This is a genomic window from Marinobacterium jannaschii DSM 6295 (assembly GCF_000620085.1).
In the GTDB taxonomy this organism is placed as follows: Bacteria; Pseudomonadota; Gammaproteobacteria; order Pseudomonadales; family Balneatricaceae; genus Pontibacterium; species Pontibacterium jannaschii.
The window spans coordinates 1-26,819 of the sequence record NZ_JHVJ01000036.1; the positions used below are offsets into that span (position 1 = coordinate 1).

Below are 26,819 nucleotides of genomic sequence, written 5' to 3' on the forward strand. Positions count from 1 at the left end.
CCCGCCAACCGAGACTTGGCGCAGCGCTACGCCAGCCTCAACAAAAACAAGAGAACCCGACGACTCCTCCTGCAGCTACTCCGATCGCTACCATAAGTAGACGATAAACCACTCAAGAATTCAGGAAAAGCTAACGAGTTTAAGGACAAAAATATGAACACAAAAGAAAACGGCACACTATTCAACATTGACGATCCGTGCACATACCCTCCTGCCGAGCTGTTTGTGATAACCAACTATCTGGACCAGCCCGCCGTCTTTGATAGAGACACCTCAACATGGTGGACGCCTATTTTTGATGAAGTCGGCGTGTATGGGCGCGAGGATATCGTACCGGACAAAGACGACCCGCTTTACTGGCAGATCATTGAGTTCAGGAAGACTGACGTTTTGTTGATGCCAGCCTCACAATCGGCAGAGCTACCGGAACCAACTGACAGGTAAATTAACCCGTCATGATTTAGCAAAAGATACAGAAGCCCCTGATCCGACGCACCCCGCGCAACCCAAGGGCTGGCGCCGATTTCCCCCCTAGAGATCAGCCAGAACAAACGCTTTATACTGGCCAACTCTCCAGGCAACAGCCTAAAAGTTAACCACTACAAACAGCAAAAGCCCGGCCAGATGGCCGGGCTATGATTCAACAGGCCGCGTTGCCGATGCTGAGCAACGATACCCACGCGAATTGTAAGTGTGTGTGACGCGATCAGCAGACCAGCGCCCCGCCATTCGCCCACTCGGAAAACCAACCAGGCCTAGTAACCCCTCAGCTGCGAGACTCGGATTCCCCGGACACTCCAGCGACAGCGAATCACCCTCCCGAGCGATCTTGCGCAGCTCAGCAGCGATCGCATCCTTGGCTGCCTGCTCACCCTCAAAGGTTTCACGCAACCGCTTGCGCGGCCTATCGCCTTCATCTACCCGATGCTCCTGAGCGGCTTCCGCGTCGTACCACTCAGCAGTCACGCCGGAGAACTTCGCCTTGTCTGCAGAACTAACAGAAGCTGTTACGAAATCAACAGAGGTCGGAACATTGTTCTCAGGATACGGGATCTCAACCGTAGTCGGCGCACGACCGCTGAGCGATTTCACCTGCCCGCGACGACAGAAGATCAGTAAACTCCCCACTGGCTTACACACAGCATCATGCTTTTTCGCCAGGCGATGCAAGAACCGAACATCGGTCTCCTCATTCTGATCCAGGTGTTCAACAGCCACCGCCGCCAGATCAGCAGGAACACGCGGACTGAATCCATGACGATCAGCGACTTCCTTAACGATATCGCCCAGCGTCGTCGCTTCCCATGAGCGGGAATGCCGGCGCTTGAACTCAGACTCATCCTTAGCCTGAAACGGCGCAGCGGTACCGGTTAGGGTGAGCGTATTAGGCAGCAGGCTCTCGGAGATCCGCGCCAGCTTGAACTGACCCAGATCCGTTACCGAATCATCCTCCAGATACCCCATACGACACCCGATTACCTGACCACTACTCGGCCACTCCATCAGCCCCTGAGCATCGATCTCAATACGAATGCTATCCGACTCAGATCCAGACGCATCCACCACAGAACAGGAGATCAACCGCTCCTGAATCGTTTTAGCGGTATTGCTACCACCGGTGATCTCGCACACAGGCGTTAAGCGCTGAACTAATCCCATACGCGCACTACCTCCGCCACAGGGCGAGACGGCTTCTCAGGCAGCGTGAGCGCGATGCCCGCCGGAAATATCGGCCCATGCTCAGCTGCATCAGGATTCAACTCCCAGAACGCAGCAACTACCTGCTCATCATTGCGCCCCAGCTCCCGCCAAAGCACACCGTCTACTGTATCGCCGTGAACCGTTCTGTAATTCATCTGTACTGCTCCAGATCGACTGAATACTGAGTCTTGAGCGCAACGCCGTTATCGATCAGACGTGATTCCGTCTCAACGATTTTCTGAATCATCCATAGACCCAGAACCTCACCGCTACCACGCACCACAGGCTGAGGCTTCCGCTCAGCCTGCAACTCACGCCAACGCGCCAACACTTCACCACCGGTACCGCCCAACAACGTACCAGTGATCTGAATCGTATCCAGCGCCGGCCCGACCTGCTGAGAAGCGGGCGACTGACCACCGCGATCCAGCGTCACAAAACCGCCGTGCGAGGTACGCACCAACTTCTCATACTCAGAGTCTTGATAGACACTGAGCACCAGGTCCCCGATCGCCAACATCTGATTCATGCAGTTACCTCCAGGCTATCTTCCAGCCGACCAGAGAGCGAACCCTCCATAATCGGCACAAACTCATCCTTGAGCTGCTGCATTACAGCCTGAGCGATCGCCTGAGTATCAGCACCAGGCTGAGGCGTTACGTGGATAACCGGACTAAACGATATCTGCCGGTTATCCTGCACCGGCTGCGCCTGCTTAGACTGCTCAGCAACCTGCTCCTGAGCCTGCTGCAGCGGCGACTCCTGCTTATCATCCTTGAACCAGCCGCCGATAAACTCACCCAGCATTGACCCGCCTTCACCGCCAGCCAAGCCACCCAGCGCCGCACCGATCGCGCCACCAATGGCCGTACCCACTACGGGCACCACTGAGCCAATCGCAGCACCTGCAGCAGCACCCCCCATCATCCCGCCAGTACCGCCGATGATATCGCCCAACGAACCACCGATATCGACCGCATCACCAGAACCAACCGCGCCAGCAAGATTCCCCGCCTGCAACAGCCAATCGACCGGCTTGATCGCCTTCGCGGCCAATCCGCCCAGACCACCGAGATCACCCAGACCACCGAGCAGATCACTCAGGCCGCCAGACACATCACCCGCCGTACCCAGAACATCCGCACTCGCCATGCCAGGCAGCAACATAGCCCCAGCACCTAAGCCAACCTTGGCAGCGGCGCCCCCATGATTGGCGAACACCCCCTTAGCAGCATCTATACCACCAGAAACCAGGCGACCCAGCCGACCCACCTTACCAGCGCGACGGCGGCGCTTCTCTTTAGCAGGCTTCCCGGAATCCTTCCGTGTAGCCTCACCACCAACACCACCCGGCTGCATTGAGCCAGTACGCGCCAACGACCGATTAAAGCGATCGACAGCTCGCGCAGCCAATCCCGCCCGCGCAGCGGTATCACCGGTACGCGCCGCCAATTCAGCCTGTTTTAGCGCGCCACGAGACCGAATCTGCTCCAACTTCGCCTGCGCCAACTGCCATCCCAGCATACCGACCTTCACCGCAGTCAGGCCCGCCACAGTAACCGTTGCAGCAGACGCCAGCTCAGGGAACTGCTCAGCCAGATCAGCCACACCGTTCGCAGCCCAAGCCACACCGTCAGCCAACGGACCAACAGCAGGCAACAAGCGATCACCCAGGACGATCATCAAACGATCCAGCGACTTAGCCGCAGCCCCTAAGCGATGCTCACTGGTACCGGTACGGTTCGCGAACTCTTCCTGTGCAGAGTTAAGATACGCGGTGCGATCGGCCGTGAGCCCGAACGCTTTCTGCAGCAGCTGCTGGTTCTTGAGCAACGGCATGATACCGCCCTTAGACTCTTCACCAAACAACTGAGAGATCAGCGCAGACTGCTCCTCAACCGGCGCATCCGCCAATGCTTCAAACACCTCCTGGATAGTGCCAAGCGCATCGATCTGCATCCCCGCCGCAAGCTGACCAGCATCCAGACCAAGCCCGCTAAGCGCAGACTTCTGGCCAGACGTTGCCGCCTCACCCTTCGTCAGAGAGCCCAGCAGGTTTTTCATAGTAGTAGCAGCCACTTCTTCCGAAGCACCGCCGGAGAGCAACGCACCGGCCAGCGAGGCCGCCTGCGTCTCACTCATGCCGGACGCTGTAGCAACAGCACCCTGCCGCTGCAGCACGCCAGAAATATCACGTGCAGTAGCATTCATGTTATTTGATACGTGGTTTACCGCATCCGCCAACTCAACCGCCTGCTGCTGGGTGAGCCCCATGCCAGCTCGCCACGCAGCCATCGTTTCACCGGCATCCGCTGCCGCCATATCAAACGCCACGCCCATCCGCGCCGCCGACTGAGTGAAATCAAACAGCTCATCCTTGGCCACACCAGATTGACCAGCTGCCGCCGAGATCTGCGTAAGATCCTCAGCGCTCATATTCACCTGAACAGCCAGTTGCTGCAGACTGGATTTAAACTCAGCCTGCTCACTACCCTCAAAATCGACCACCTTGGAAACGTCAGCCATCGCCGCTTCCATCTTGATCGACCGGTGAACCGGTAGCGCTACAGACGCCGCCGTAGCAGCCGCACCCATAACGCGACCCTGCAACTCACCCATCCGAGCATCAGCTGCACTCACACGGGAACGCGCCTTGTCCAGCTGTGCCAGGCGATCTTTCTGCGTATCGATCGCAGCATTAGCACCCTCAACAGCCTGCTCCAGCCGCTTCTGCTCATCAGCAAGCTGATCAGTCTTTACGCCAGCATCACCCAGGCTACGACCGAGATCTCCTAGCGCTCTACGACCACGCGACAACTCATCAGAGAGCGCTGCAGATCTCTTACTGGCAGCTCCAAACGAGCGATCAATACCACGCACCCGAGAACGCGCTTTTTCCAACTGAGATGCCAGCTCACTAGCCTGCTGCTGAGCCTGCTTAAACTCAATTTTCAGCTGCTCAGACGGCTCCTCTGCAGCCTCCATCTGCTCAGCTAAAGCACTTAGTCGCTTCTCTGACGATCGGTAATCCTTACCCAACCCACGAACCACCGAACGCGCTTCCTGCTTCTCAGCAGACAACTGCTTCACGCGATCCTGAGTTGTTGCCAGCTCGCCTTTCAGCGCCGCCAGACCGTCCTTCATATCCGAAAAACGACCCAGCTCCCGCTGCGCTTTCTTCAGCTGGCGCAGCTCCCCCTGCTGCTGCTTTAGCGCATCCGTGAAACCATCCGCAGACGCGGCAGCCCCCTTGAACGCGGGAGAGATATTGTCCGACGCATTCAGCGTGAGGCTATAACTCGCTGCACTCATAGATACGGCCTACGGTTTTTCTTTACGGCGAGCTTATAGCGCCGTATCGCTTTGGGGACTGACCAGGCACGCACCTCATGCTCTGAGGCGTGCACGGCCAACATGATCTGATCCGTCAGCTCTTCGATATCGTCGCGGGAGAGAAGTAACTGCCGGTTTGATACAAAAAATCAGTTACCCGCTTGTCCAGGGAACGCCAATCGGGCGGCGACAACTGACGCAGCTCCTCAGGCGCCAACCCCGTACAGCTGCTGAGAATGAACGCCTGCTGCTTCTCACTCGGATGCGCATGCATCATATCCACCGCCTCAACACTCGGATACTGCAGCTCAATCTGATCGACCAGACCACCGGACGTTTTCAGCGGCACCAACAGCGGCAACACCCCTACATTATCCACAGCAACCTTTACGCCCAGCTTCTCAAACCAGTAAAACGAGTCCTTACCAAAGACCTCCTCAACCTTCTCAAGCAACGAGTTATAGTCCGGCACTGCCATCTTCTTAACCTCGACCTCATCGAGACCAAACGCCGCCTTGATCAGCTCACGGTAGAGCTTGCGGTTACCATCCGCGTCAGACGCGAATTCATCGATCAGAGCTACGTGCTGCTCATGAGTGAGCATATTCACCAGGACCAGGCTCTTTACGGTTTCGGTAGAGGTACGCACCAGCTCAACGAGCAACGCGATCACTGGCTCAATCCAGCGCGTTTTAATATCAGACATGGGAATTTCTCTCAGACAAAAAGAAGCCGGGCAGAACCCGGCTACAGAAGGATTTCAGGAAAGAGGCTTACGCCATTTCAACCAGCTTGCGGGCGTTCTCAAGCAGATCCTTACCACCTACAACGCACTTCTGCGTGCGCGTATTTAGGTCATAGATCACCTTACCGCCATCCATGTGCTTATAAGCCTTACAGCTGTATTCCAGAGTGCGAGACTCTTTGCCAGGCTTAACCTCATCCTGCTTGATGCTGATGATCTCGCCGGAATGCTCCCAGCGCTGAGGCAACTCAACACCATCCTCATCGATCGTTACGCCCAAGACCGTAATCTCACAGGACTCACCACGGGTAACACCCATCGCCTGCAACACTTCAACCGGCACACCGGAAAGCTTGAACGATGCATCGCCAACTTTCAGGCCGGTCATAATCTTCTCAGCAAAGAAACGACCGCCCTTAGCGTCTTCCATCTCTTTCTCAACCGGCGGCGGCGTGTAGCCCTCCAGCTCACCCATGACCGGGTTACCATTGATGATCGCCCGCGTAAGGCGCGTTACTCGTGTATCAGCCATTTAAAACACCCTCAATGAATGTCTCAACAATGCGGTCTACCGCATTTACGTGGAAGATCATGTGCTCATTCGGGCTGTAACGACCGTAATCCAGCACGATGTACCAAGAACCATTTTTGTAGCGCGACACCGTGTTCAGTGTTGGATGAAGATACACTTCACCGCCGGGAATGACTTCCGCCCGCACCAGATCCTGCAGGAAGTTATTGAGCTTTCGCACTTCCTGATCCATAAACGTCTTAGTGAGGTTGTCCGCCATCGCACGCTGAGAAGAACCTTCCAGCTTGCGACAGATCTCATCCTCGAGCCCAACAAAACTGATGAACTTACCCGTCACCGTACGGTTACCGATCAGCGACCAACCACCCATACTGGTATGACAGATCGCCGCGATACCGTTCTTATTGAGCAGATTGGCCTCACTGGTGCTATCAAGAATGTTGTACTCAATCGTACGGTCTGTACCACTGATCAGCACACCCTGATTCCCCGGCGACTCCCACTGCTTAACAGCGGCCAATGCACCGATCGCCACAGCTGAACCCGGCACCAGAACATCACCCTTGGCCGCACGGCTATAGACCGATACTGCCGGATCAACCATGTACACGCGCTCGTGACCGGTACCCTCACCACCCAGCTGAGCAGACAGCGCAATAGCCGCATCAGTGGTTGTACTCGGACCATCCACCACAACACGCGCCCGCAGCTTATCACCCATCGCCGCCAGCGCATCAATCACCGCTTTCTCATGACTGAAACCAGGTGCCGCGATAATGGTTGGACGCTCCAGGCACTCAACCATTGCCGCAATACCCTCTTTCTTCTTTGTACCCGGATCAATACCGCCGACCACATTTGCCAACGTCTCTGCAGCATCAGCACCCTCAGGCACAACGATTGTATAGATCGTTACCGCCGTTTTCTGATGGGTTTTCATGATCGGCTGAATCAGACTGCCACGCTCATCGCCCACACTATCGATCAGCGGCCAATGCCCCTGATTAGAAATGCGCACCGGGTTCTGATACTGCACCGACGCATCCTTATCCGGCGCCACACCCACGATACAAATAACATCTTCACCTGGCGGCCCCATCGGCGGCGGCGGCTCACTGGTGATAATGGAAATACCGTTCTTCTCAAATGCATTATTCAGCGGCATCGCCAGCCTCCTGCTCTTCAGTTACATCCTGACCAGCCTCTTCCAGCTGCTTCAGCCAACCCCGTGACAACGGATAGCCTGCCTCAGCATCTGCCAGCCAGACCGGATCCCCACCGGGCTCAAGCCAACGCTGGCCAACACGATGCTGCGCAACCACCTGATATGGTTTTTTCTTCACTGGTTTTCTCCAGATACTAAAAAGCCCCGCAGATGCGAGGCTTTATTTAGGTGTAAAAAAACCGCCTTAGTGACGGTTTGCTATTCGGGCAATGGATAGCGGGCCTTGATCTCTGCCACTTTATCTCGCCAGGCCTGCTCTGAGGCCGAATCATTTTCATATTGCCACTCAATAAAGAGAGGGTCGCTCTCCTCTCTGTAAGCAGCCTTCCGCTTTTCCAGCACTTGCGCCAGCCTCGCCCCAGCGAATGCCGCATCGATCTTAACTTCAGCAAAACCCATTGACCGCAACTGCTGCCTGTCATCGTCGCTACAGCCAAACCCCGACAAATGCCGCCCATCAATTAGTAAATCCATTTCCTCACCTTAAACCGAAGCCACTTTCAGGGCACCCACAAGAGTTGCCACCATTGCCGGATCTACCGCATCCTTATAATCCGTCCCCATATCGCACTGCCACAGATCGATCAACGCCGAGCCCGCTAGCGACGGATTCCAACCCACGACCGCCCCCACGGCGGCGGCGCTGCCGTCTGCATTTTTGCAATTCACGCGACTCATCGTCAGTACGGACAAGCCACGCGCCGAGCCCGCATAATTCGTCTGCAACACCTTAAGCGTCGCAGCATCATTAATTCGAAATGTGGTCGCATCATAACCGCCAAGATGAACAGTCGTCGGGCCACCTGCACTAACAAAAAGCTTGTCGGTACCTAAGTGGATAGTGCCAGCATCTCCGCCATGATCCGAAAAGTACACCACCCCGCCAGGTTTAGTCTGAAAAACCACAGCCAGCGCATCGGCCAGATGCAGGTGCGCTCCATTTGGGCGTATTTCTATAATGCGCGACGACACCTGAATTGTTTCACCAATAACGTGCTTGTTGGTTTCATCACCGTCCACAAGCACGACAATGACCCGCGATGTCAAAGGACACGACTCAATCGCATGCTTGATAGTGCGATGCGGTTCGCTTGCCGTGCCAGCGCCCGAATCATTCCCCGCAAGACTGACATAGCGATATATTTCAGACAGCCCTGAAACCGCCGCAGGCACCGCCTGCGTAGCCTCACTTATCTTCTGATCAGCAGCACCCAACCAACCGGCCACCTGATCCGCCAGCGCCTGATTGGCTGCCGTATTCCCTGCAATCGCCTGCTGCAGCGCAGCCATTTCCGTTTCAAGACTCATCTGTTACCCCTCAAGTTTTCGCAGGCGCTCGCTCAGCTGCATCTGCTTGTGCGCCGCCTTAGTTTGCACCGTAGCCATTCGAACCATCGCAATGGTAGAGCGCATAAACTCCTCAGCCATCATTAGGTTGAGGTTTTCAACGCCCACCGCCACAGTGACGCTGCCCGTTGGCATCGGGCTAATATCCACCGTGTATTTCTGGACCACCTGGCTATGCTGACTCTTATAGGTCAACAACTCCCCAGTGCTGAACGTAGCCACCAAAAGATCGCCCGACCAGAAACCCACGCCGTATACAGGATATTCCGCAGTAGAACCGAACACCGCCCCCATGCGCAGCTGGGTCGCACTGATATCTTCAAAGCTTGCGATCGGCTCCTTTTCACGCTGCCCCGGTATCGATACCAGACTATCACTAGGCGTAAATGCCTGATCACCGTACGAAATATGAGTGATCTCAAGCTTCAGCCCCTGATGCTTTTTCGACAGCGCCTCAACCAGCGCCGCCTTTGTATACGTCACCACCGGATTACTCATGCACCCAGCTCCATATCATTAATCACCACCCATCGCGTACCGCCCGCCAATGCGACCGGCGCCAATGGCTCCACAGAAACACCCCGCCCCTCCAACGCCCGATCATCGATCGCAACAGCCCTGCAGCCCCCCGCCATCGAAAACCCGCCCACCAAGGCCGGAGCACTGACCAGGGCAGCCTCAACACTCTGATCAAATAGCTGCAGCGGTGCAGAGATCGCGCCCGAACATCGCCAGCCGGTCTCAAAGCCAAGCACCAGGCTAACTACCGCCTCATCACGCTCAGCCTTCACCTCATCAAGCGCGACAACCAGGCGATTCACATCATCCGGCACCACCGGCGAATTGCTTCGCCAAGCCTGCACCTCAATCTGATACGGACTATTTCCATAGACGATCTCACCCTCGTAACCGAGTGTTTTGAGCACTCCCAGCAGCGCCGATCGCATTCCCGATTGCCGCTGAATAATCCACTGATCAGCCGTTGCCTGCCGCTTTTCCTGCTCTGTTTTATGCAGACTCCAATGCGGCACCGATTTAGCCGCAGCCAGATACGGCAACGACTCAACCGGCACCACCTCTGCATTTAAAAAACCCGGCAACGGAGCCGGGATATCTTGCAGAAACTGATTCAGCGTTTGCTCTAACGCCGTTTCGATCAGCGTCCGGTTATCTGGCAATAAAGACTGAGTGCTCATAGCGTAAGCACCTCAACCGTAATGCCGGAACAATGCGGCGCCTGCAGCCGCGTACACTCAACCGAAGTAGCAGGCTCAACCACCTCAACCCGCTTACCGCCCGCGCCATACATCAAGTGAGAGATATAGCCAGGCTCAACCACCGCACCCAGGCGATGCGACTCATCCGCATACGCCTGCAGACGCTCCTCAAACTCCGCCTGACTGATTCCCGCATCCGGCCCGTTACCGATCCAGACCCGCACATGCTGCTGATAGCTGACGATCTCAGCCGGAATCACCGACACCACATCAGTCTCAACACCGGTATCATCCCGCCCGAAATGCAACCGCACCGCATCCAGTAACTCAGAATCCGGTGTCCCGTCACCATCCCGCGACAATACTGGTACATCAATCTCACCGGTACCGATCGCCCGACGCACACCGTCACCATCACGAATACGCGCCGCCTGACCACCCTCATTAAAGGTGTAGGTCAACCGAACCTGATTCGGTGCCGGCTTATCGAGCGTGATACGCGGTTTCGCATCCAGCGTGAGGCACTGAAACTTGTAAAACAGACGACTCCCAGCCGCCGGCGCATGCGGTGCCAACCAGTAGCGCAACAACAGATCATCATCTGATTCTTTAACTGGCGGTACCGGCGGAAACGCCGCAGGATCACCCTCATCCAGCACCTGTCGCTTAATGCCGTGATTCGACACGACGTTATCCAGATCCGCCCCTTTGGAGAACCCAGGCAACACGGCCAACACCTGCTGATTCCGCCGCTGAACCTCATTGGTGAGCATGATCGTGAACGTTTCCGCCATTTTCGTCAGCAGCTCACCCTCGTTATCCAGCACCTTCTCTACCGAAGCTGCCAGCTCAGGATCCTCCGCCCGGACCAGACCAACGTACACCGCCTTAAACCGGGCAACATATTCTTCAAAATCAGGCCGCGCTACCGCTTCAGGAGCGGGCAGCTCATTTCGATTCGTTAGCATTGATATCTACCTCAAAGCTCACCGACTGCCCCTGCCAGTCACCCGCCAGCCGCAGCCGCAATCCAACCTCAGTTCGACTCACCACAACCCGCTTAAGCGCGAACTGATCGACCAGCTTATTAACCGGATCAGCAAATGCCTGAGCCGCGTAAGCCTGCGCCTGCATTAACACACCATCACTGTTCAGCTTGCCCAACAGCTCAGGCAGCCGCGAACCGTAGGCACGCCGCCTCTGGCGTGAAACCACCTGAGTAGTCAACACATCCTCAGCCAGCCCCTTGAAGTGCTCCCAGCCGCTTACAGCCCGACCAGTCTTACGACAAATCCCCGTCATTTAATCGGCTCCTCAGTAGAAGCAGGACCAGCTACAACACCACCATGCTTATGCCCTATCTGACTCACCGTATCGGCAATCTGATCACCATCCGTGCGAATACTGCCGGTACTGTGAATGTCAGGAATATCCAATTCCATACCGCCCGGCACGTTCCATACAACGCGCTGAGCTTCCATATCAATCAGCATCGACATGCCATCACCCCAATCAATCAGATGATGATTCGGGTTGCCTGCAGGCGAGTTGAACTGATCGGACCAGACACCACAGAGTGCCCACGTCTGCGTACTGTTATCACCGCCCCCGTAATTAAGCAAAGCAACCTGCTCACCCACTGAGGGACAACGATACTCGCGCACCGCACCCGCCGCCGGCGCCATCCATTTGATCCAAGGCGTTCTATTACGACCCGATTTCACACGAACCAGCTTTCCACCAGGATGCACATCATCCACAACACCTGGCCGGATGATGTTATCAAGTCGCCGCTGCAGCTCTTCGAGATCAGAGACCAGCTCCGCAATCTTGTCGTCATACGGCCGCAGCGCCTGTTGAATCAGCCCCGCAATCCGTTCAAGCACTTTCAGGCACCTGCTGATACTGCGACTCATCCGCCGAATCGTCTGGATTCACAGAAAAGAACACACCGGTTACCACCGGATCATCCTCATAACCAGGCGCGCCCAGATTCAGCTGCTGACGCCAGCGAATTTCCCAGGCCTCAAAGCCTTGGTGCTGGCTGTCACCATCCAGCAGAAACGAAGCCTCCATTGCCATTTTCTGAGGAAATCCGACCGCCCGACCACTCCAACCCCAGCGCTGAACAGCAGCCACGCGCATCAGAACAGACGCCAGATTCATCGCCTGCAGCGCTGACTGCCTGCAACCACGGGAGACCACAGCATAAAGCACCACCTCAAACAGCTGAGCATGCCGCCCGTCAGCCTGCCTCTCGCCCTCATCCGCCGCGGATAGCTCAATCAAGATCTGGCGATCCACCGCATCAGCAGGCGACCAGTCCTCATAGCCTGATACGACAAGATCCGGCGAATCCCCCGCCGCGACCTTAGCCCGCAGATGCTCAACGATCGCATCATGCAGCTCAGACGGCTGATGAATCTCAGGTTTCATGCTTGATTGCATATTCCAACTCCTGCTCCAGAATTTCGCGATAACGGGCATTTACCCGCTGCTCATAGCGCTCTAGGATCGGACGCGCTACAGACTCGATCTCGACCCCGACCACCTGAACAGGAAAGCGATCACCGTACTGAGCGAGAAATGACGGTGACTTAGGCCGGTACTTCCAACTATCACGACCACCCGCCGTAGCATGCTGCAACTTGCGGTTACGACTGGCACGAATGAACACCCGCTCATCACTGCTATAAATCCGCTGGATAAACGCACTATCAAACTGCCGACCACGCACCGCCACACCCGCCGCATTCTGCACCGCTCGACCCGCATCATGCGCGGCCACCGTGAGCAGACCGACCCAGATGCTCAGCTGCTTAGCCGAACCCTTACCAGTCTCATGAAAGCGAAAGCGCCGGCGCAGCACAGACTGCTTAATCTGCAGCACCCTCCCGATCTCGCGAACGGAATGAGTCCGCAGCCACCGCCCGACCTTAGTTATCGCACGGCCAATCGCCTTCTCAACCTGAGCCCTCAGATCCTGCAGCCCAACTGTTAACTGCTGATTGATCTCACCAATATCAACCGAAATATCAATACCCGACCGATTACGATGATGCCCCTCAGCAACAGCCACCCGCCGCCATTCGCTCATGATTTAGACCTGCATATACTTGGACCCAGAACTGCCCTGACTGGCATCAGAAACATAGTGCTGCAAAACGAAAAACGCCCGACCGCTCCGCACATCTGGCGGCCCGATCAGGCGATACGCAACACCCGAAACAGTAACCTTTGCCCGCTCCCAACCATCAGGAACACGAGAAGCCGGAAGAGAAAGTACGCTCTCAAGAACACCAACCCGGCGACGGCCTTTACCAACTACAGCCGACCCCTCAACGCCATCAATGATCACAACCTGATCACTAACAACACCATCAATTTCGAACCGAGCAGCTACCCCGAAATCACTCGTGCTGTAAAAGACGTCAAAGTCGGCATCACCGATCAACCTTCCTCTTCTTCGGCTTCTTCACCGAAGAAGGCATCTAGCTCATCCCCTTCGGGATCCACCCGCTTCACCTCGAAAGTGACCTTCGCACCCTTCGGCGCCGGCTTAACCTGGCCTGCACGATGCATTTCCAGCGCTTCGCTTTTCGGCACATCGACAATCACTTGCTTAACCGGCTTACCGTCAACTTTCATCTCCGGAAACACGGCCACGCCCTGGATCATCACACCCTTAATTACCTGAACCTTCATCAGCTTCTAACCCTTGATAAACAGAAAGGAGAGAGCGCCGGCTAAGCCGGCACCCATTAGACCTTCTCGCCGTAAGCGAAGGCCGCACCGTGGCGCAGAGCAACGTCAGCATCCTGGAACACACGCAAGACAGTACCGCCAGACGCCGCCTTAGTGGCCTTGTCCACAGTCAGATCCAGCGCACCCCACATACCGACCAGAGCCTGACTAAAATCACCAAACAACAGCGCATCAGCAATCATCTGAGTCGTTACCGCCGAGCCGTAGCCGTTAACGCGGTTGTCATCACCCCACAGATACTTAGCGGTACCCGCAGCCTTTTCAGTGGTCTTCAACGTGCCGCGCAGCGTCGGACGCATGACGTAAGCCATGCTGGCCGCATCAGCGTTAGCCTCCGCCACCTCAGTCTCGAACTTGACGATGGTCGGCCAATCCCAGGCAGAAACAGGAACAGCATGAACGCCGGTATGATTCTTGATACCTTTTGGCTCAGCACCCACACCAGACCCCAGCAGAATCGCCTTATCGACCGCCAGACCCAGACCACGCAACATATCGTCACGGATCAGCAGATCGATATCCGGCGTAGACTGCTGCATCAGGCGACGAGTAATAGGCACCGCACCCGAGATGGTCTTAGGCGACATCTTCACAACACCGAAAGTAGCGCCGGAATCAGTACCGTCCGCATCCTCATCGATCCAGTAGAACTGAGCACCAGAAGTCATCTTCGGAATGTCCACGTTACCGACAAGACCCGTCGCGAAACGAACACCCAGCCCCGCCGCCACAGATGCCGGACGGAGCAGATCGATGAACTGAGAGCTCCACAGCTCAGTCGCTACCAGCTCACCACCCTGATTAGCCGCGGTAGACTGCGCACGACCCAGGCGACCCAGAAGCTCGTAGTTGACGTAAAAGCCGCGAGCGTCTTTGCCCATCTTGTCAGCCAGCGCCACGCTAACTTCACGCTCAAAACCGGCCTTCTTCCAGTTGCCAGTAATGCTGGCGCGAACCGCATTGATCAGGCTGTACTGACGCACATCGTTATCAGTCAAGCCCAACTCCATATCGGTACCCGCCGGACTGGCAGAGCTCTCGCGAACAGCCTTCAACACCTGAGCACGAAACTGATCCTCAGTTGTGCCGCTCTCAACTGCCGCCGCCGCTTCTTTTTCCAGGCCAAACTGACGACCCAGCGCCTGGATCTCCTGGCAGCGCTGACGCTCAACAGCGATCGCATCGCCATCACCGACAGGAGCAGTAACTGGCGCAGCAGGAGCCGGAGCAGAGCGCGTCTGAGCCGGAGTCTTTTCCGGAGTCTGCTCCGGAGTGTTTTCTTTTTCGTCGTCCATAAATTCCTCACGCAATTCAATGCTAAAGGTTGTTGCTTCGTCGCCTTCGTCCTCGCTGCGCCCCACCCCAACGGTGGCATCTGCGGGCACGGAAACGGATGAAATTTCATAGGGCTGCCACTTGGTGGCGCGGTACCAGTCGAGCCCGTTCTCGTCTCGCTTGGTGTGCACGATCTCCAGAATCCGATAACCGACACTGATATGAGGCCGGATACCATCGCGGATATCGTTCCATAACTCTTCGCCGCGCTCGCTTTTCGACAGCTTGATAATGGCCCGACCGACCTTTTTATCGATCCGTGCCGACTCAATTGCACCACGCTGATCACGAACACTGTGATCCATCAGGAACGCCCCGGAATTATTCAACCGAGAGAGATCACACTCGCCCGATTTATGCCCCAGCACCTCCATCCCGAACCAGCGTTCGACCGGCGCCTCGCTGGAGAAGCTGAGCTCAACCGTCCGAGCCTCTTCATCAATCGCCTCACGCACCACCGTCAGTGTGCGAAACTGATTACCCAGCTTCAGCTGCTTCTGGCTCGTCTTCTTCTTTGCCATTGCTTCCCCTGCCTTCTGACTTAACCGAGCCCCTGAGCTTACGGATGCTCGCCACCATCTCTTCAAATTCCAGGATCTCGTTGATCACCGTCTCCGGATCCTCTCCCCGCTCACGAATGATCTTGAGCGGCGATTTCGTCAGGTTATTGATCGCTTCAGTGTTCGCCTTCTCATCTTTCAGCGGATCGACCCACTCCCAACGACGCCCCTGAAACACCGGAGCATTCAGGCGCTCGTAATGACTGAAACGGAGGTCACCGATCGCACCGGATAGCAGCGCCATCTCAAGCCAGGCGACAAACACAGGCTCAAGCACCCACTCTCGCAACCAACTCTGCCGGCGCTTCCAGCCATCACGATCTTCAAGCACCGCCTGGCGCAAGCTGGAGAAGTTAACCCCCTCCAGATCATTCGCCAGCGTGTTGTAATTCACATCCAGGCCACTCGCCGCGCCGCGCTTACCCTCTTTCATGAAGGCACCGAAATTGCCGCCCGGATGCTGGAAATTCATCTCTTTAATGCTGTAGCCGTATGGAACGACGATACCCATACCGGGCTCGACCTCCTCAACGAAGTCCTCCTCAGATTCGTCGTCTTCCTCCGGCTCCACATCAGAATCAGGCTCATAAGCAAACATCTTTGACGCAGCAACCCGAGCGCCAGTCAGCTCCGCTTCCCGGTAGCCGTAAAGATGATGCATCTCAAGCAACGCCGCATGCGCCCACGGAACACCGCGAGCCTGGCCGACCCGGTACGGCAGATAAACCAGCAACATGTCACTAGCCGGGATCCGCTCATAACGAGTATTTCCGTAGAAGTAGGCCCTATCCCCCGGATGATTGGTCAAAATGTGATAAGCGACCGGACGCCCCCAGTCGTCAAACTCAACACCCATCCGGACCCGGTTGCCGTTTTTCAGCTCGCGGTTGTAATTGATATCCAGGTGAGCCGAGTCAAGCAGCTGAACCGCAAAACCAAAGCCGTTATCAGCCCCGCGCACCAGGCGTATCAGCACCTCGCCATCTTCCGCCACCGACTTAACGACCATCTCCTGAATGCCGCGCCAGCTGTACTGGCCGGTCACATCACAGACACCGCGACGACCCCAGCGCTTAAACGCCTGCTCAATAAGCCCATTGGCCCGCTTATCCTTCCGGCCATCGGACAGCATGGCCGCCGACTGAAAGCCAAAGCCTTCAGGCCCGACGATATGCGTCTGACACATCGACAAGAACTTAGTAACGTAGCCATCATCGTTACCCGCCCGCCGCGACTGCTGCTTAATCGCACCCAGATCCCGACGAAGCTCCTCATTGACACTGAGCGGAACACCGCCCAACTGAGGCCCGTGCCGCCCTTGCTGAGCGACAGCAAAACGAACCCTGCCTGGCACACCCCGGCGCGTCTTTCGCGCCTCCTGCTGCTCACTCATCCAGGTAACCTCGTCAATACCCTACGCACACCGAGGCGAGCAGAACCACTACGGCTCGCACGACGAACCCGGCGCTGATACAGACTCTTTAGCCGCTCCAGCTCCATGATCGGAATACGGTCCAACGACCGGCCATCGATGGCGTAACGCTCGTGATCAGAGAGGACACGCCCCTCCAGCACCTTCTTAATCGAATCCAGCACACGCTGATCATGACTGCGCGGATCATGGCCAGCCCCCAGGCCGGCAAAATCTGGCTCGATCTCAAGCGAACCCGAACCAATCTCTTCGCGATCGACACCCACGACCAGGAATAAACGCCACTCATACAAACCAGGCGCCCACCCAGCCGTATCGCCTGGCGCAACATCAACACTGACAACGCCATCAGCCGCAGTCGCAGCAATATCGATCGCACCCGGACCCCGCAGCGCATAGGAAAACTGACCGCTGCCGGACGCCTGAACATGATCAAACGACCAGCGAACAGACGTCCCGGCAGCGACCTTCTTCGGCTCATTCATCGGTAACGACTCACAAACCCGGCTTTCGGCTTACGACGCTTACGACGCACCGTCTTGCGGGTTTTCTTAGGTTGGTTTTCTTCGGCTTCGACCTCTACAGGCTCCACCACTTCATCAGACTGAGATTCATCTGGAGCGGACTGCTCCTGCTGCTTGCGGCGATCCAACCGGAGCATTCGCGCACACATGTACTGCATCCCCTCACAGTCGAGAAAGTGATTGTCTTTCGAGACCCTCGACCACTTCCCGGTCTCGTCGTTGAACTCTTCCGCCACGATCTGACGGCAGTAATCCTCAGACACATCTGCCGGCAACAGCCAATCACCCGCCTGCCCCCGAGCCCAACGGATACGACCATGCACCCAGGCCTTAGCCAAGCTGGCATCAAAGTCCCAGCGTTTATCACCACGCTTGCGAACCTTGCCCTGCTGGCCGATCTCCAGACGCATCATCCGCAACGGCTTCGGCAGTCGCTCAAACCCCATCAACGCCCGAGCCCGGCCCCTGTGCCGACGCACCCATGCCAGCACTTCATCAGTGCGGTAACCACAGTCAACGCCGCACAACTTGAGCTGCTTACCGCCCCAGCGCCTATCCATCAGCTCATCGAGCAGCGTCCAGACTTCCGGCTTATCGGTATCACCCCAGAGCTCATCCGCCTCAATCAGGCGCGAACCCATACCATCCATCCAACCGCGCACGGCATACACCAGGCGATTTTTCTGAACATCAACGGTACAAATCAGGGTATGGACTCGCGGATCCGGAAGCTCACCGGAGCTATACGCATCACGCAGCTGGTAAACCTCTTCCCAGGCCGGAGCTTCACCAGTCACCGCATAGCACTCACCAAAACCAGTGTTATAAACGGCCTGCAGCTTGGCGGGATCGCCTGAGCGAATAGCACCCAGCAGCTTCTTGGCCAAGAAGCCATACGACTTCTTCGCCGCGAAGGAGCAGAGCCCAGAGACCCACAGAGAGAAATGAGAACTACCAGCAGTGTCAGCATCACCCACAACGACACCATCCGGCGTAACATGCTGACCAGGCGCTACAGGCACCGCCCGCTGATTCATGCCGGGACGATGACGATCCTCTATCAAGCAACCACTTGATGGACAAGTCAGCATCGCCTGTTTTTCGGCCTGATCCGGCGTACACTCATCAGCTGATCCGCGACCCGGCCACCACAGCAAATCGCTGTGAGGTATGAAGTATTCGCCACAATGCGGACAAGGAACCGCCCACTCGTGCCGAGTACCCGACTGCCAGAGCTTCCAGATAGCCGAACCGATCGCCTCAGCCTTACCTGGAGACCAATGACTCCAGCCAGTATCCGGATGCGTATATCGATCTACCTTCCCATCGGTCGGCGTTGCGGTATAGCCAATCTTTGAATCGACGTAGGCATCGCCTCGCGCTTCGATAATCTCGGTGGTATCACCCTCGCCAGTATTGACGATGCGATCCACCTCATCGACCAGCACCAGGCCCGCCGAGTCGGCAGCGAGCTCAGTAGGCGAGCCCGCCCAGGCGAAGCGAAACTTAGTCCCGCCCACCCATTTGGTATATTTGGTTGACCGCTTCCAGTCATATTTACGAGACAGGCTCTCAGCCTGCTCAAACATATCCATGAACTTCGGCTCAACCGTCGAGTCGATCAGGTTACTGGTCGGAGCCACATACATGATCGGCGTCGGATCATCATCCAGACGCCAGCCGACCAGATTCTCCATCGAGACCGACTTACCCATTTGGGTACCCATTACAAAGGTCACCCGGTTGTATTGCGGATCAGCAAACGCTGCCACGACCGGCTTCATGTAAGGGTTAAAATCTGGATTGAACGGCCCCGGAATCGGAGACGTAGGAGGCATAACGCGATTCTCTCGCGCCCACTCGTCAGCCGTCCTCGCTGGCGGAGCCTTCACCATCCCCGCCATCAGCCGCAAGGATGCCATCAATCTCTTCAGCGAGCGCCCGTACTTCAGACAGGAGTCTATCGGAAGTGACGGCGCGGATTCGACGACCTTCGGAGAACAACACTTGTCTAATCTCTGCAGGGTCATTAATTACTGCCAGTTCACTAGCATTACGACTAGCAAGAGCGTCTATCTGAGTCCCTAAAACCGTCGCAATACGAAACAAAATGGGCTCAACCGCATCGAGCGGCAAAACCTTCCCGCGCTCCCGATCGATCTCAAGCTCAATCTTCTCCCGGCGAACCCGCTTCAGCTGACGATCCTCATCAGCAGTCGAGCCCTCCTCGATCTCTTCACCGTCACCAAACCGCCTCATTACCTCCTGGCGGATCAGCCAATTAATAACCTCTTCGGTATCAAGCTCGACAGCCTTACCTCTACCGCCGCCACCCCGCACAGGCAGACCATCCTCGATCAACTTGGTCACCCAACGAGGACTTTTGCCGATCATATCGGCCAGCGTTTTCTTTGAGACGGTAATACCCATGACAGAAAGGACTTTTGTGAATTTGTACGTTTGTGCGATTGTCCTTTCTTTTGAGCCCGTACACAGACGCAAAAGAAAAGAGCCAGCCCTCACGGTTACTGGCCAAAAGATTCCCGGTCCTTACTTACCCAGGTGAGAAGTAAGGACTGGAAATCGACACCAAAATTGACGCAAACCCGGCGGTTCAGATACCCGTTAAGGGCCTACCTGCCTGGAAGGACCCAAAACACCAGGCGAGCCACCGATCCTATCCGCAACCATGTTGCGGCCATCCATCGACCCGCCGAAGTAGAAGCCGGTGACCTCTTTACGTTCATCCAGCAGCGACTTAATGACGATGCCAATCAGGTTGCTGACCGTCGCCAACACTGCAGCGTGCTCCTTCAGGAAGATCACTGCAGCCGCGTTACCAATCGCCAGCAGCAGAACGAACCAGAGGTTATTGCGGATGATGGACTGCGCGATACTGTCCGCCTGCTCATGCTCCGTCTCGCGGTACATCTGCCGAGCATCTGCGCGATCCCGATAAGCCAGCCGCTCAAGCTCATGCTCTCGCTCGTGCAGCTTCTCTTCAAACGCCAGCAGCGCCTGAGGATCAGTCTCCAACACCTGCTTAACCTGCTCAGGCTGCTTAGCACCCGTAACCGCCTGAGCGATCTCAACCACCTGAGCAGCAACCTGCTCACCATTACTGCCGCCCAACCAGCGACCGATCTTCTTGTCCAGGCCGGTAAGACTGGCCAGACCCAACGCAATAGAAATTGGTTCCATAACTACCCCTTCCACCATGCCCGAACGTCAAAGTTAGGACAGGTCTTACGACTATCCAGATCCCGATGACCGACTACTTCAGCATTCGGATACCGCCTTTCCCATGCTGCCAGCACCTGGCTCAGCATGAGCATCTGATCTTCAGTAAACTGATCACGACCAACCAAACAGACACCCAAGCTCTTACTGTTATGGCCGCGAACATGAGCACCAGGCCAGTAAGAAGGCCGACCGCCCTCCAACTTCCCATCACGACGAATAACCGCGTGATAGCCAATGCCATCCCAGCCGTTATTCTTATGCCATGAGTGGATCTCAGCCGCTGATACCTCGCGATCGTTCGGCGTATCAGAGCAATGAACAACCAGATATTGAACATCCATCAAGCCGTCTCCCTGTAATGATTGTGCAGCATCCGAATAAGCTCATCGCTCTGCTCCTCAACCCGCTTCATCTGCTTCTCAAGCGGCTCCAGAGACTGGCTCAACCGGCGCTCCAGATCCTCTGAAGTAATAAACTTCTCAGCCATCTTGACCCGCTCCTCAGTCAGCGCTTGGCCAAGTTCGTTTACCTTACTCCACAAGATACCCAGCAAACCCCCACCGACCACCGCAAGCAGAGTCAGCAAGGCGATCAGCAAATTAGAATCCATCCCAACCCCCAAACGAAAAAGCCCGCTAACTTAGCGGGCTTTCGTACATTTGTTCATTTGTGTGTTTGTCACATTGCGCGCTCTTTCAAACAGGCAATAAAAAAGCCGCTCAAAGAGCAGCTTTCACGCATTTATCGCAAGATAGCAAAACTGTATCTTAAACCGTGTCATTAAGTCAACACCTATCTTTGAAGACTCATAACAGCTTAATGACAGGGAGGCTCACTCGCTTCGGGCTCCGTATTGCGCCTCTATGTGTCCGGTGCACCAGGCTTTGGCATCCAATATTTTGGCTCCCAGCTGGCACCCCACGTATCCCATTGACCACTTGAAGATGAGCCTCCCTCACCAACCCAGCCGCCTATCTTGACGGCATCTATAAAGGAGGACTCTTCCACCCCTCCAGGCGACAAGATCAATTCACGGTCTTTTGGAGCCGTTTCTATAGGCATCCAGCCACCACATAACGAGGACTGCTCACCTATATACTTCGTCTTCATCCGCTCCCTATGAGCACCAATCAGATCCTTTGTCGCCACTGGATCAAGGTTCTCGTCTAGCCAGAAAAGCCAACAATGTGCATCCATGAATACAGGAAAGTCTCTGCTCATCCACTTGAAATACTCATCGACCTCAGCCCGAGAGATGTAGCAACGACGCACCTCCTCCCAGATCTCAGCGGCCGTGACTTTCCTGGCCCACAAAGCGCCGACAACCATCCCAACCATTAGCGCCAAAAGCGCTGCTGCTAATACGTCCACGCTTAAGCCTCCGAACCGTAAAAACGTTTAAGCAACATGCCCTCACACTCAGCTGCGATCGCATCAAAGTCGATCCCCCTGACGGTGTTCGCACGACCCTCCGAATGGCCCTCAGGAACCCCTTTAGACAGCCAAAACTCACGTGCCGCACTAAATGCCTCCCGAGCTAAATCCGAATCAATACAGAACCCCAGAACCCGATCCCCATTAGGCGAGTGAATCTTACCCTCATTAATCAAGGACACGATTCGGCTCCGCAAGTGCTTCTTGCTAATCAAGTCAGTGACTCGCTGGCGAGATACAATATGCTCCGAGCTTGATGCGTAAAACCAAAAATCATCACCGCAAGCCAGACCATAAGAACCGCCCATGTACTTATGCAGCACGGTCCGAGACAACAAACGAAGCTGATTCTCCCAAACAGCATCAAGCAACTCTTTATCGGATATCTTCATAGCCATCAGCGCCACCTTTGTACATTTGTTCGTTTGTGCGTTTGATCATTTGTTCGTAGTCACCGACCGGCATAATCACGAAGCGAGGATTACGCCAGGTAACAACAACAGTCGGCTCAGTGATATCAGGCAGACAGTTTTTAAGGTCACCACTGGAGACCTGAGGCAGGTCAGCTATCTCCCCAGCCATTACAGCGCCTCCCCGAGAGCCAGTGCTCCGGTTTCCTTGACCATAGCCACGCAAGCAGCCTCATCGATATCCTCAAAGGCCTTCTCCGCCGAATCCCAGCCGGAATCCGTATCTTTGAACTTCATCGCTACAGAGCAAACGCCCAGGTTCGGCGGCTCGAAGTAGACCCGAACCTCCGGAAAACCCTCATCAGAATCAATCTTGACCAGCAGCTGGCCGAACTCGGTGTTTTCGAAAACCTTTGCAAAAGCCATATCATCATCCTTGGTGCTGCGCCTGCAGCTCTTGGTGTCGTTGTTGCCAGAGCATCCAGTAATGACCGTTGCCTGGCGTGTTATGTCTGTGCCAGGCAGTTACCGCACCCATGACGGTATGACTGCCTGTAGTACTATGCCCACAGCCCCGGCACTGGAAAGCCCAGAGGCCGCGCAGACGGCTGTTCCGTAAGCGAGGCTTGCCACCACAGCCGAGGCAGGGACGTTGCGGCGCATTGGCCCGGTTCCAAAGCGCGATCGCCCCGGACTCACTCGGGTAAGGCGACGCATGGTGCTTGCATTTGGGGCAAGCAGGCATAAAAAGGCCGCGATCATCTTCGCGGCGCATTTCCGGTGCGGTACCACACTGAGAGCAGTCAGCAGCATTACGCAACATGCTCACCCGGCCCCAGCTGAGTAGCGACCTGCTCCAGGCCGTCACGATCCAGGCGACGAACAATCTCCTGCATCGCTCGCCAGCGAGGTGACCAATCCCGGCGCCAATTCGCTTCAGGCACCCCCAACAGCTCACGGATACGGGCAGGGGAGTGAGCCCCCTTGCCCCGATTAACCTGCGCTTTCATGTCCTGGATACAGAGATGAGCCAAGCCCTGGAGCGTCTTGCGTGTCGAACTGCGGACATTCCCGGCCTGCGGCTCGTACTCCTTCCACAACGCCACAACGGCACCTGACTCATCTTCCCAGCCTGAAACCTCTTCAGGGCAATAGGCATACTTGATCCAGTGACGCTGATCATCAGGCAGCGCATTCACTGCCCGGACCACCTTCGCATCTTCGAACGCGAACGGGCTCAGCGGACAGGAGGATTTAGCCGGGGCACGAGTAGCGACGCCATGCACCTGATAGAAACCGCGTCGGATCTCCTGCTCTACCCGGAGCGCTGGCTCTGTCGCCTTCTTCTTGTGACTGGACGGAATGATGTACTGCACTCCATCGTCGTCATGACTTCTACACATGGGCTCAACCATAAATGAACAAAAAACTTCGCGTCGGACCCACTCTCGCGCCTGCTCCTGCATCCTATCCCCCGCTAAACTCGCCGCTGTTCCAGATATGACTGACAGTCAACGCACAGCCGAACGCCTGGAACCTTCTCCCGGCGTAGCTGCGGAATCTCTACGCCGCACTCCTCACAAAACTCAGCGCTTGGCCCTGAAGCCTTAGCCTGTGCAGTGATCGCGGCAACCATCGCCGCTGATTCCAGATCGATCCGAACCTGAGCGCGGTCGCAATCATCAGCCATCGATTTCACTCCTGACTATCACGGTCTTCTCAATCACAGTGCGGCGGCGACCAGTGCGGCCAGTACCACGGCCGATTGCCTGGAGCTCACGCTCCAGCACCTCAATCACGTCAATCATTTCATCCGCCATACGATCAACCGCCTCAGGATCGTCGGACTCGTCATAAAAGCCGTCATCAGCTGGCGCTGCAGCGGCCAACAGGTCGGCAGATTCGCGCATAAAATCCGCGATCCGCGCCCGGGCAGGCCTGCGCTCAGCGATCTCAATAACAGGGAGAGGGATATCCATTACGCCAGCCAGAGCAAGCAGCTCCTGGCGGCATTGGGTTTGATAGGGTTCGGGTAAGCTGGTTACCCAGGCCCATTTCCAAGAAAGGGGAAACTTTGTGGTACCGCGCATAATGCGGCCAAGCTGAACGCCAATCTTATTCTTCCAACGGAGATAAGCGGCGGCTTCGCTATGAATGCTGTAAGGATCTGCCGGATCTACATCAATCAGGCCTTCACGTAAGGCGGGGGTAAGGCGATCAGTGCCGAAATCCTCGATAGTCCACCGAGTCTCTCTGAGCAGACTATTCGTATATTCCAGAATTATCTGATCTTCTGTTCTTTTCATTATTCTGACGTCCTGTCAGTTGGTGTCGATAGATATGCATATTACATATACGGTTTTTCACTTTAAAGAGATTTTTCAATAAAACGGTTTTCATATAAGTAAATTTGTAAAGACAATATGCACATGACTTTAGGGCAAGTAATCAGACGGATACGCCACGCCAAACAATGGACGCTACAGCGGACTTGCGAAGAAGTGGACTTCCAAATTCAACCAGGACACCTCTCCCGTATTGAGCGGGGCGAGGGAATTCCATCCATACACTTTGTAAATATCATTTCCAAAGCGCTTGGCGTTTCTATAGACGCGATAATGGAAGAGGTTGAAGGTAAAAGGCCTGTAAAAGTATCAACCACAGAACCCATCCCTTACCTACCAATAGTCTCATGGGTCCAAGCAGGATCCTGGACCGACTCCCCACCGGCGGCAGACCCTCTCAGCTGTGATGACTGGGTGATAGCCCCTAAGAAACTCCCAAAGAACTGCTATGCATTGCGCGTAGTAGGCGACAGCATGACCGCACCATACGGCCCATCGTTCCCTGATGGCTGCATTATCATTGTTGACCCCACCAAACAGCCTGAGAACAAGAGTTTTGTTGTTGCAAGGCAGGAAGGCTCAGACGAAGCAACCTTCAAACAACTAGCCATTGAAGGCGGAACAAGATACTTAAAGCCACTGAATCAACAATACCCACTGATTCAGATAAATGGCGACACTAGGTTCTGCGGAGTCGTGACCTTCATAATTTCACAAATCTAGAAATGAATAATTATTCATAAAGATCCCGTGACGGGATTTGTGAATACGAGAATTAAGCGTTATGATCAGCAGGCGATGGGAACGTGCCACCGCCTGCTTTTTGTGTATCAGTTCTGTAACAGGGGTCCGAAGCGTGTTAGCTTAGGCCAGATACGAAAAAAGCCAGGCGGCAACCTGGCTTTTTCGAAGGAAGGATCGGGGAAAAAAAACGGGTGCAACCGTTTTAGCCCTTAGAACTCAACCAATAACTGTTCGATGAGTCTAAGGCACTAATCCCTGATCTGCAATTAAATTTGTGGTTTTGCACAAACACACATTTGTACGTTTGTGCTTATAGAGGATAGGACCAGTGGCTGGAAGCTCACAGGGATACAACCGAGAGATCACTCTCGCCGATGCCGAGGAAATGCTCGGCCATATCGATTCTGACTCACTCGACTACGAGAGTTGGGCCAAGCTAGGCCGATCTCTTGCTTCTGAATTTGGCGACAGCGCTCGCGACGCCTTCATTACCTGGAACAGTCCCGCTGGCGAGAAAGAAAAGACTCGCCTCCTGGAGCAGTGGAAAGAATTCCTCAAGAGTCACAGCTACTCAATCGGCACGCTGATCATGGAAGCGAAAAGCCGAGGCTGGAGCAGTAAGGACAGCCGAGAGCTTTCTGCTGAAGAAAGAACCGAGATCAAGAAGCAGGCCGAGCAACGCCGGAAAGATGCCGCTCAGCGAGCTCAGGCAGCAGAGAAAGAAGCTGCTCACGAACTGAAACGTGTTGAGCTCCGTTTCCGCAATCTGCCCCTCTATACCGGTACGGAATCCCTTTACCTGCAGCGCAAGGGCATTGCAAACGCTCATCAGTTTACCGAGCTGCGGGTAGGCAAAGACTCTCACAACAACGAGACGTGGGTAGCCTGGCCACTACTGAATGAGTCCGGAGAGTTTAAGGGTTATGA

38 protein-coding genes are annotated in these 26,819 nt (G+C 55.5%); 3 read left to right on the forward strand and 35 right to left on the reverse strand.

Features of this window, described 5'->3' with window-relative positions; translation table 11 throughout:
* Positions 1-153: 153 nt before the first annotated feature.
* The gene (locus Q354_RS0115295) at positions 154-444 is read left to right on the forward strand and encodes a hypothetical protein (protein WP_027858376.1); all 291 of its coding nucleotides are present in this window, start codon (positions 154-156) and stop codon (positions 442-444) included.
* 189 nt (positions 445-633) lie between these two features.
* On the opposite strand, the gene Q354_RS0115300 is transcribed toward Q354_RS0115295, so the two are convergent.
* The 35 genes from Q354_RS0115300 to Q354_RS26040 all read right to left on the reverse strand — a co-directional run bounded on the left by Q354_RS0115300 (position 634) and on the right by Q354_RS26040 (position 25,109).
* Positions 634-1,659 (reverse strand): contractile injection system protein, VgrG/Pvc8 family, encoded by a 1,026-nt coding sequence (locus Q354_RS0115300; protein ID WP_027858377.1) that lies wholly within the window; start codon positions 1,657-1,659, stop codon positions 634-636.
* Positions 1,650-1,856 (reverse strand): tail protein X, encoded by a 207-nt coding sequence (locus Q354_RS0115305; RefSeq protein WP_027858378.1) that lies wholly within the window; start codon positions 1,854-1,856, stop codon positions 1,650-1,652. Before Q354_RS0115305 ends, Q354_RS0115300 begins: the two co-directional genes overlap by 10 nt.
* Entirely contained in the window at positions 1,853-2,230 is a 378-nt protein-coding gene (locus tag Q354_RS0115310) for a phage tail protein (RefSeq protein ID WP_027858379.1), read from the reverse strand. The genes Q354_RS0115305 and Q354_RS0115310 overlap by 4 nt, the downstream gene beginning before the upstream one ends.
* On the reverse strand, positions 2,227-5,013 hold the full coding sequence (locus Q354_RS27500) for a phage tail tape measure protein (protein WP_027858380.1): 2,787 nt from the start codon (positions 5,011-5,013) through the stop codon (positions 2,227-2,229). The genes Q354_RS0115310 and Q354_RS27500 overlap by 4 nt, the downstream gene beginning before the upstream one ends.
* Before the next feature lie 115 nt (positions 5,014-5,128).
* Positions 5,129-5,740 (reverse strand): phage tail assembly protein, encoded by a 612-nt coding sequence (locus Q354_RS27505; RefSeq protein ID WP_051560184.1) that lies wholly within the window; start codon positions 5,738-5,740, stop codon positions 5,129-5,131.
* A 67-nt stretch (positions 5,741-5,807) separates the two neighbouring features.
* Positions 5,808-6,311, reverse strand: a complete 504-nt coding sequence (locus Q354_RS0115325) for a phage major tail tube protein (protein ID WP_027858381.1) — start codon at positions 6,309-6,311, stop codon at positions 5,808-5,810.
* Complete coding sequence (locus tag Q354_RS0115330) at positions 6,304-7,476, reverse strand: phage tail sheath protein (protein ID WP_051560185.1); 1,173 nt, start codon at positions 7,474-7,476, stop codon at positions 6,304-6,306. Before Q354_RS0115330 ends, Q354_RS0115325 begins: the two co-directional genes overlap by 8 nt.
* Positions 7,463-7,654, reverse strand: coding sequence for a hypothetical protein (locus Q354_RS0115335; RefSeq protein ID WP_027858383.1), 192 nt, complete (start codon positions 7,652-7,654; stop codon positions 7,463-7,465). The genes Q354_RS0115330 and Q354_RS0115335 overlap by 14 nt, the downstream gene beginning before the upstream one ends.
* Before the next feature lie 80 nt (positions 7,655-7,734).
* Positions 7,735-8,010, reverse strand: coding sequence for a hypothetical protein (locus Q354_RS0115340; protein WP_036230125.1), 276 nt, complete (start codon positions 8,008-8,010; stop codon positions 7,735-7,737).
* Between the two features lie 9 nt (positions 8,011-8,019).
* Complete coding sequence (locus tag Q354_RS0115345; protein WP_027858385.1) at positions 8,020-8,844, reverse strand: hypothetical protein; 825 nt, start codon at positions 8,842-8,844, stop codon at positions 8,020-8,022.
* A gap of 3 nt (positions 8,845-8,847) precedes the next feature.
* Positions 8,848-9,381 carry a hypothetical protein gene (locus Q354_RS0115350; RefSeq protein ID WP_027858386.1) on the reverse strand — a complete coding sequence of 178 codons (534 nt, stop codon included), beginning with the start codon at positions 9,379-9,381 and terminating at the stop codon, positions 8,848-8,850.
* Entirely contained in the window at positions 9,378-10,079 is a 702-nt protein-coding gene (locus tag Q354_RS0115355; protein WP_027858387.1) for a phage tail protein I, read from the reverse strand. The genes Q354_RS0115350 and Q354_RS0115355 overlap by 4 nt, the downstream gene beginning before the upstream one ends.
* Positions 10,076-11,068 carry a baseplate J/gp47 family protein gene (locus tag Q354_RS0115360; RefSeq protein WP_051560186.1) on the reverse strand — a complete coding sequence of 331 codons (993 nt, stop codon included), beginning with the start codon at positions 11,066-11,068 and terminating at the stop codon, positions 10,076-10,078. Before Q354_RS0115360 ends, Q354_RS0115355 begins: the two co-directional genes overlap by 4 nt.
* Positions 11,049-11,402, reverse strand: a complete 354-nt coding sequence (locus tag Q354_RS0115365) for a GPW/gp25 family protein (protein WP_027858389.1) — start codon at positions 11,400-11,402, stop codon at positions 11,049-11,051. Before Q354_RS0115365 ends, Q354_RS0115360 begins: the two co-directional genes overlap by 20 nt.
* Entirely contained in the window at positions 11,399-11,986 is a 588-nt protein-coding gene (locus Q354_RS26005; protein WP_051560187.1) for a phage baseplate assembly protein V, read from the reverse strand. The genes Q354_RS0115365 and Q354_RS26005 overlap by 4 nt, the downstream gene beginning before the upstream one ends.
* Positions 11,979-12,548 carry a hypothetical protein gene (locus Q354_RS0115375; protein ID WP_156948374.1) on the reverse strand — a complete coding sequence of 190 codons (570 nt, stop codon included), beginning with the start codon at positions 12,546-12,548 and terminating at the stop codon, positions 11,979-11,981. Before Q354_RS0115375 ends, Q354_RS26005 begins: the two co-directional genes overlap by 8 nt.
* Positions 12,526-13,197, reverse strand: a complete 672-nt coding sequence (locus Q354_RS26010; protein WP_036230130.1) for a hypothetical protein — start codon at positions 13,195-13,197, stop codon at positions 12,526-12,528. Before Q354_RS26010 ends, Q354_RS0115375 begins: the two co-directional genes overlap by 23 nt.
* Before the next feature lie 3 nt (positions 13,198-13,200).
* Positions 13,201-13,554 (reverse strand): hypothetical protein, encoded by a 354-nt coding sequence (locus tag Q354_RS0115385; protein WP_027858391.1) that lies wholly within the window; start codon positions 13,552-13,554, stop codon positions 13,201-13,203.
* Positions 13,551-13,805 (reverse strand): hypothetical protein, encoded by a 255-nt coding sequence (locus Q354_RS0115390; protein WP_027858392.1) that lies wholly within the window; start codon positions 13,803-13,805, stop codon positions 13,551-13,553. The genes Q354_RS0115385 and Q354_RS0115390 overlap by 4 nt, the downstream gene beginning before the upstream one ends.
* 56 nt (positions 13,806-13,861) lie before the next feature.
* Positions 13,862-15,721 (reverse strand): phage major capsid protein, encoded by a 1,860-nt coding sequence (locus Q354_RS0115395; RefSeq protein WP_027858393.1) that lies wholly within the window; start codon positions 15,719-15,721, stop codon positions 13,862-13,864.
* Entirely contained in the window at positions 15,678-17,153 is a 1,476-nt protein-coding gene (locus Q354_RS26015) for a phage portal protein (protein ID WP_051560188.1), read from the reverse strand. The genes Q354_RS0115395 and Q354_RS26015 overlap by 44 nt, the downstream gene beginning before the upstream one ends.
* Positions 17,150-17,677 (reverse strand): hypothetical protein, encoded by a 528-nt coding sequence (locus tag Q354_RS26020; RefSeq protein ID WP_051560189.1) that lies wholly within the window; start codon positions 17,675-17,677, stop codon positions 17,150-17,152. Before Q354_RS26020 ends, Q354_RS26015 begins: the two co-directional genes overlap by 4 nt.
* Positions 17,674-19,554 carry a terminase gpA endonuclease subunit gene (locus tag Q354_RS0115410; RefSeq protein WP_211252267.1) on the reverse strand — a complete coding sequence of 627 codons (1,881 nt, stop codon included), beginning with the start codon at positions 19,552-19,554 and terminating at the stop codon, positions 17,674-17,676. The genes Q354_RS26020 and Q354_RS0115410 overlap by 4 nt, the downstream gene beginning before the upstream one ends.
* 25 nt (positions 19,555-19,579) lie before the next feature.
* On the reverse strand, positions 19,580-20,146 hold the full coding sequence (locus tag Q354_RS28575; protein ID WP_027858395.1) for a terminase small subunit: 567 nt from the start codon (positions 20,144-20,146) through the stop codon (positions 19,580-19,582).
* Positions 20,147-20,341: 195 nt separating this feature from the next.
* On the reverse strand, positions 20,342-20,917 hold the full coding sequence (locus Q354_RS27510) for a hypothetical protein (protein ID WP_051560190.1): 576 nt from the start codon (positions 20,915-20,917) through the stop codon (positions 20,342-20,344).
* A gap of 2 nt (positions 20,918-20,919) precedes the next feature.
* Positions 20,920-21,300, reverse strand: a complete 381-nt coding sequence (locus tag Q354_RS0115425; RefSeq protein WP_027858396.1) for an N-acetylmuramoyl-L-alanine amidase — start codon at positions 21,298-21,300, stop codon at positions 20,920-20,922.
* Positions 21,300-21,569 (reverse strand): hypothetical protein, encoded by a 270-nt coding sequence (locus tag Q354_RS0115430; protein ID WP_027858397.1) that lies wholly within the window; start codon positions 21,567-21,569, stop codon positions 21,300-21,302. Before Q354_RS0115430 ends, Q354_RS0115425 begins: the two co-directional genes overlap by 1 nt.
* Positions 21,570-21,820: 251 nt before the next feature.
* Complete coding sequence (locus Q354_RS0115435; RefSeq protein ID WP_027858398.1) at positions 21,821-22,330, reverse strand: hypothetical protein; 510 nt, start codon at positions 22,328-22,330, stop codon at positions 21,821-21,823.
* Between the two features lie 2 nt (positions 22,331-22,332).
* On the reverse strand, positions 22,333-22,791 hold the full coding sequence (locus Q354_RS0115440; protein ID WP_027858399.1) for a hypothetical protein: 459 nt from the start codon (positions 22,789-22,791) through the stop codon (positions 22,333-22,335).
* Entirely contained in the window at positions 22,769-22,975 is a 207-nt protein-coding gene (locus Q354_RS0115445; RefSeq protein WP_027858400.1) for a type II toxin-antitoxin system Phd/YefM family antitoxin, read from the reverse strand. Before Q354_RS0115445 ends, Q354_RS0115440 begins: the two co-directional genes overlap by 23 nt.
* On the reverse strand, positions 22,975-23,229 hold the full coding sequence (locus tag Q354_RS26030) for a hypothetical protein (RefSeq protein WP_051560191.1): 255 nt from the start codon (positions 23,227-23,229) through the stop codon (positions 22,975-22,977). Before Q354_RS26030 ends, Q354_RS0115445 begins: the two co-directional genes overlap by 1 nt.
* 4 nt (positions 23,230-23,233) lie before the next feature.
* On the reverse strand, positions 23,234-23,626 hold the full coding sequence (locus Q354_RS27945; RefSeq protein WP_027858401.1) for a hypothetical protein: 393 nt from the start codon (positions 23,624-23,626) through the stop codon (positions 23,234-23,236).
* The gene (locus tag Q354_RS26035; protein ID WP_169828898.1) at positions 23,616-24,206 is read right to left on the reverse strand and encodes a bacteriophage antitermination protein Q; all 591 of its coding nucleotides are present in this window, start codon (positions 24,204-24,206) and stop codon (positions 23,616-23,618) included. The genes Q354_RS27945 and Q354_RS26035 overlap by 11 nt, the downstream gene beginning before the upstream one ends.
* Positions 24,207-24,280: 74 nt before the next feature.
* Positions 24,281-24,493 (reverse strand): TraR/DksA C4-type zinc finger protein, encoded by a 213-nt coding sequence (locus Q354_RS0115465; protein ID WP_027858402.1) that lies wholly within the window; start codon positions 24,491-24,493, stop codon positions 24,281-24,283.
* Positions 24,486-25,109, reverse strand: a complete 624-nt coding sequence (locus Q354_RS26040; RefSeq protein WP_051560193.1) for a hypothetical protein — start codon at positions 25,107-25,109, stop codon at positions 24,486-24,488. Before Q354_RS26040 ends, Q354_RS0115465 begins: the two co-directional genes overlap by 8 nt.
* Before the next feature lie 123 nt (positions 25,110-25,232).
* Between Q354_RS26040 and Q354_RS0115475 the strand changes: the two genes are divergently transcribed.
* On the forward strand, positions 25,233-25,871 hold the full coding sequence (locus Q354_RS0115475) for a helix-turn-helix domain-containing protein (RefSeq protein WP_051560194.1): 639 nt from the start codon (positions 25,233-25,235) through the stop codon (positions 25,869-25,871).
* A 349-nt stretch (positions 25,872-26,220) separates the two neighbouring features.
* A partial coding sequence (locus tag Q354_RS0115480; RefSeq protein ID WP_027858404.1) for a PriCT-2 domain-containing protein occupies positions 26,221-26,819 on the forward strand: 599 nt, incomplete at its 3' end.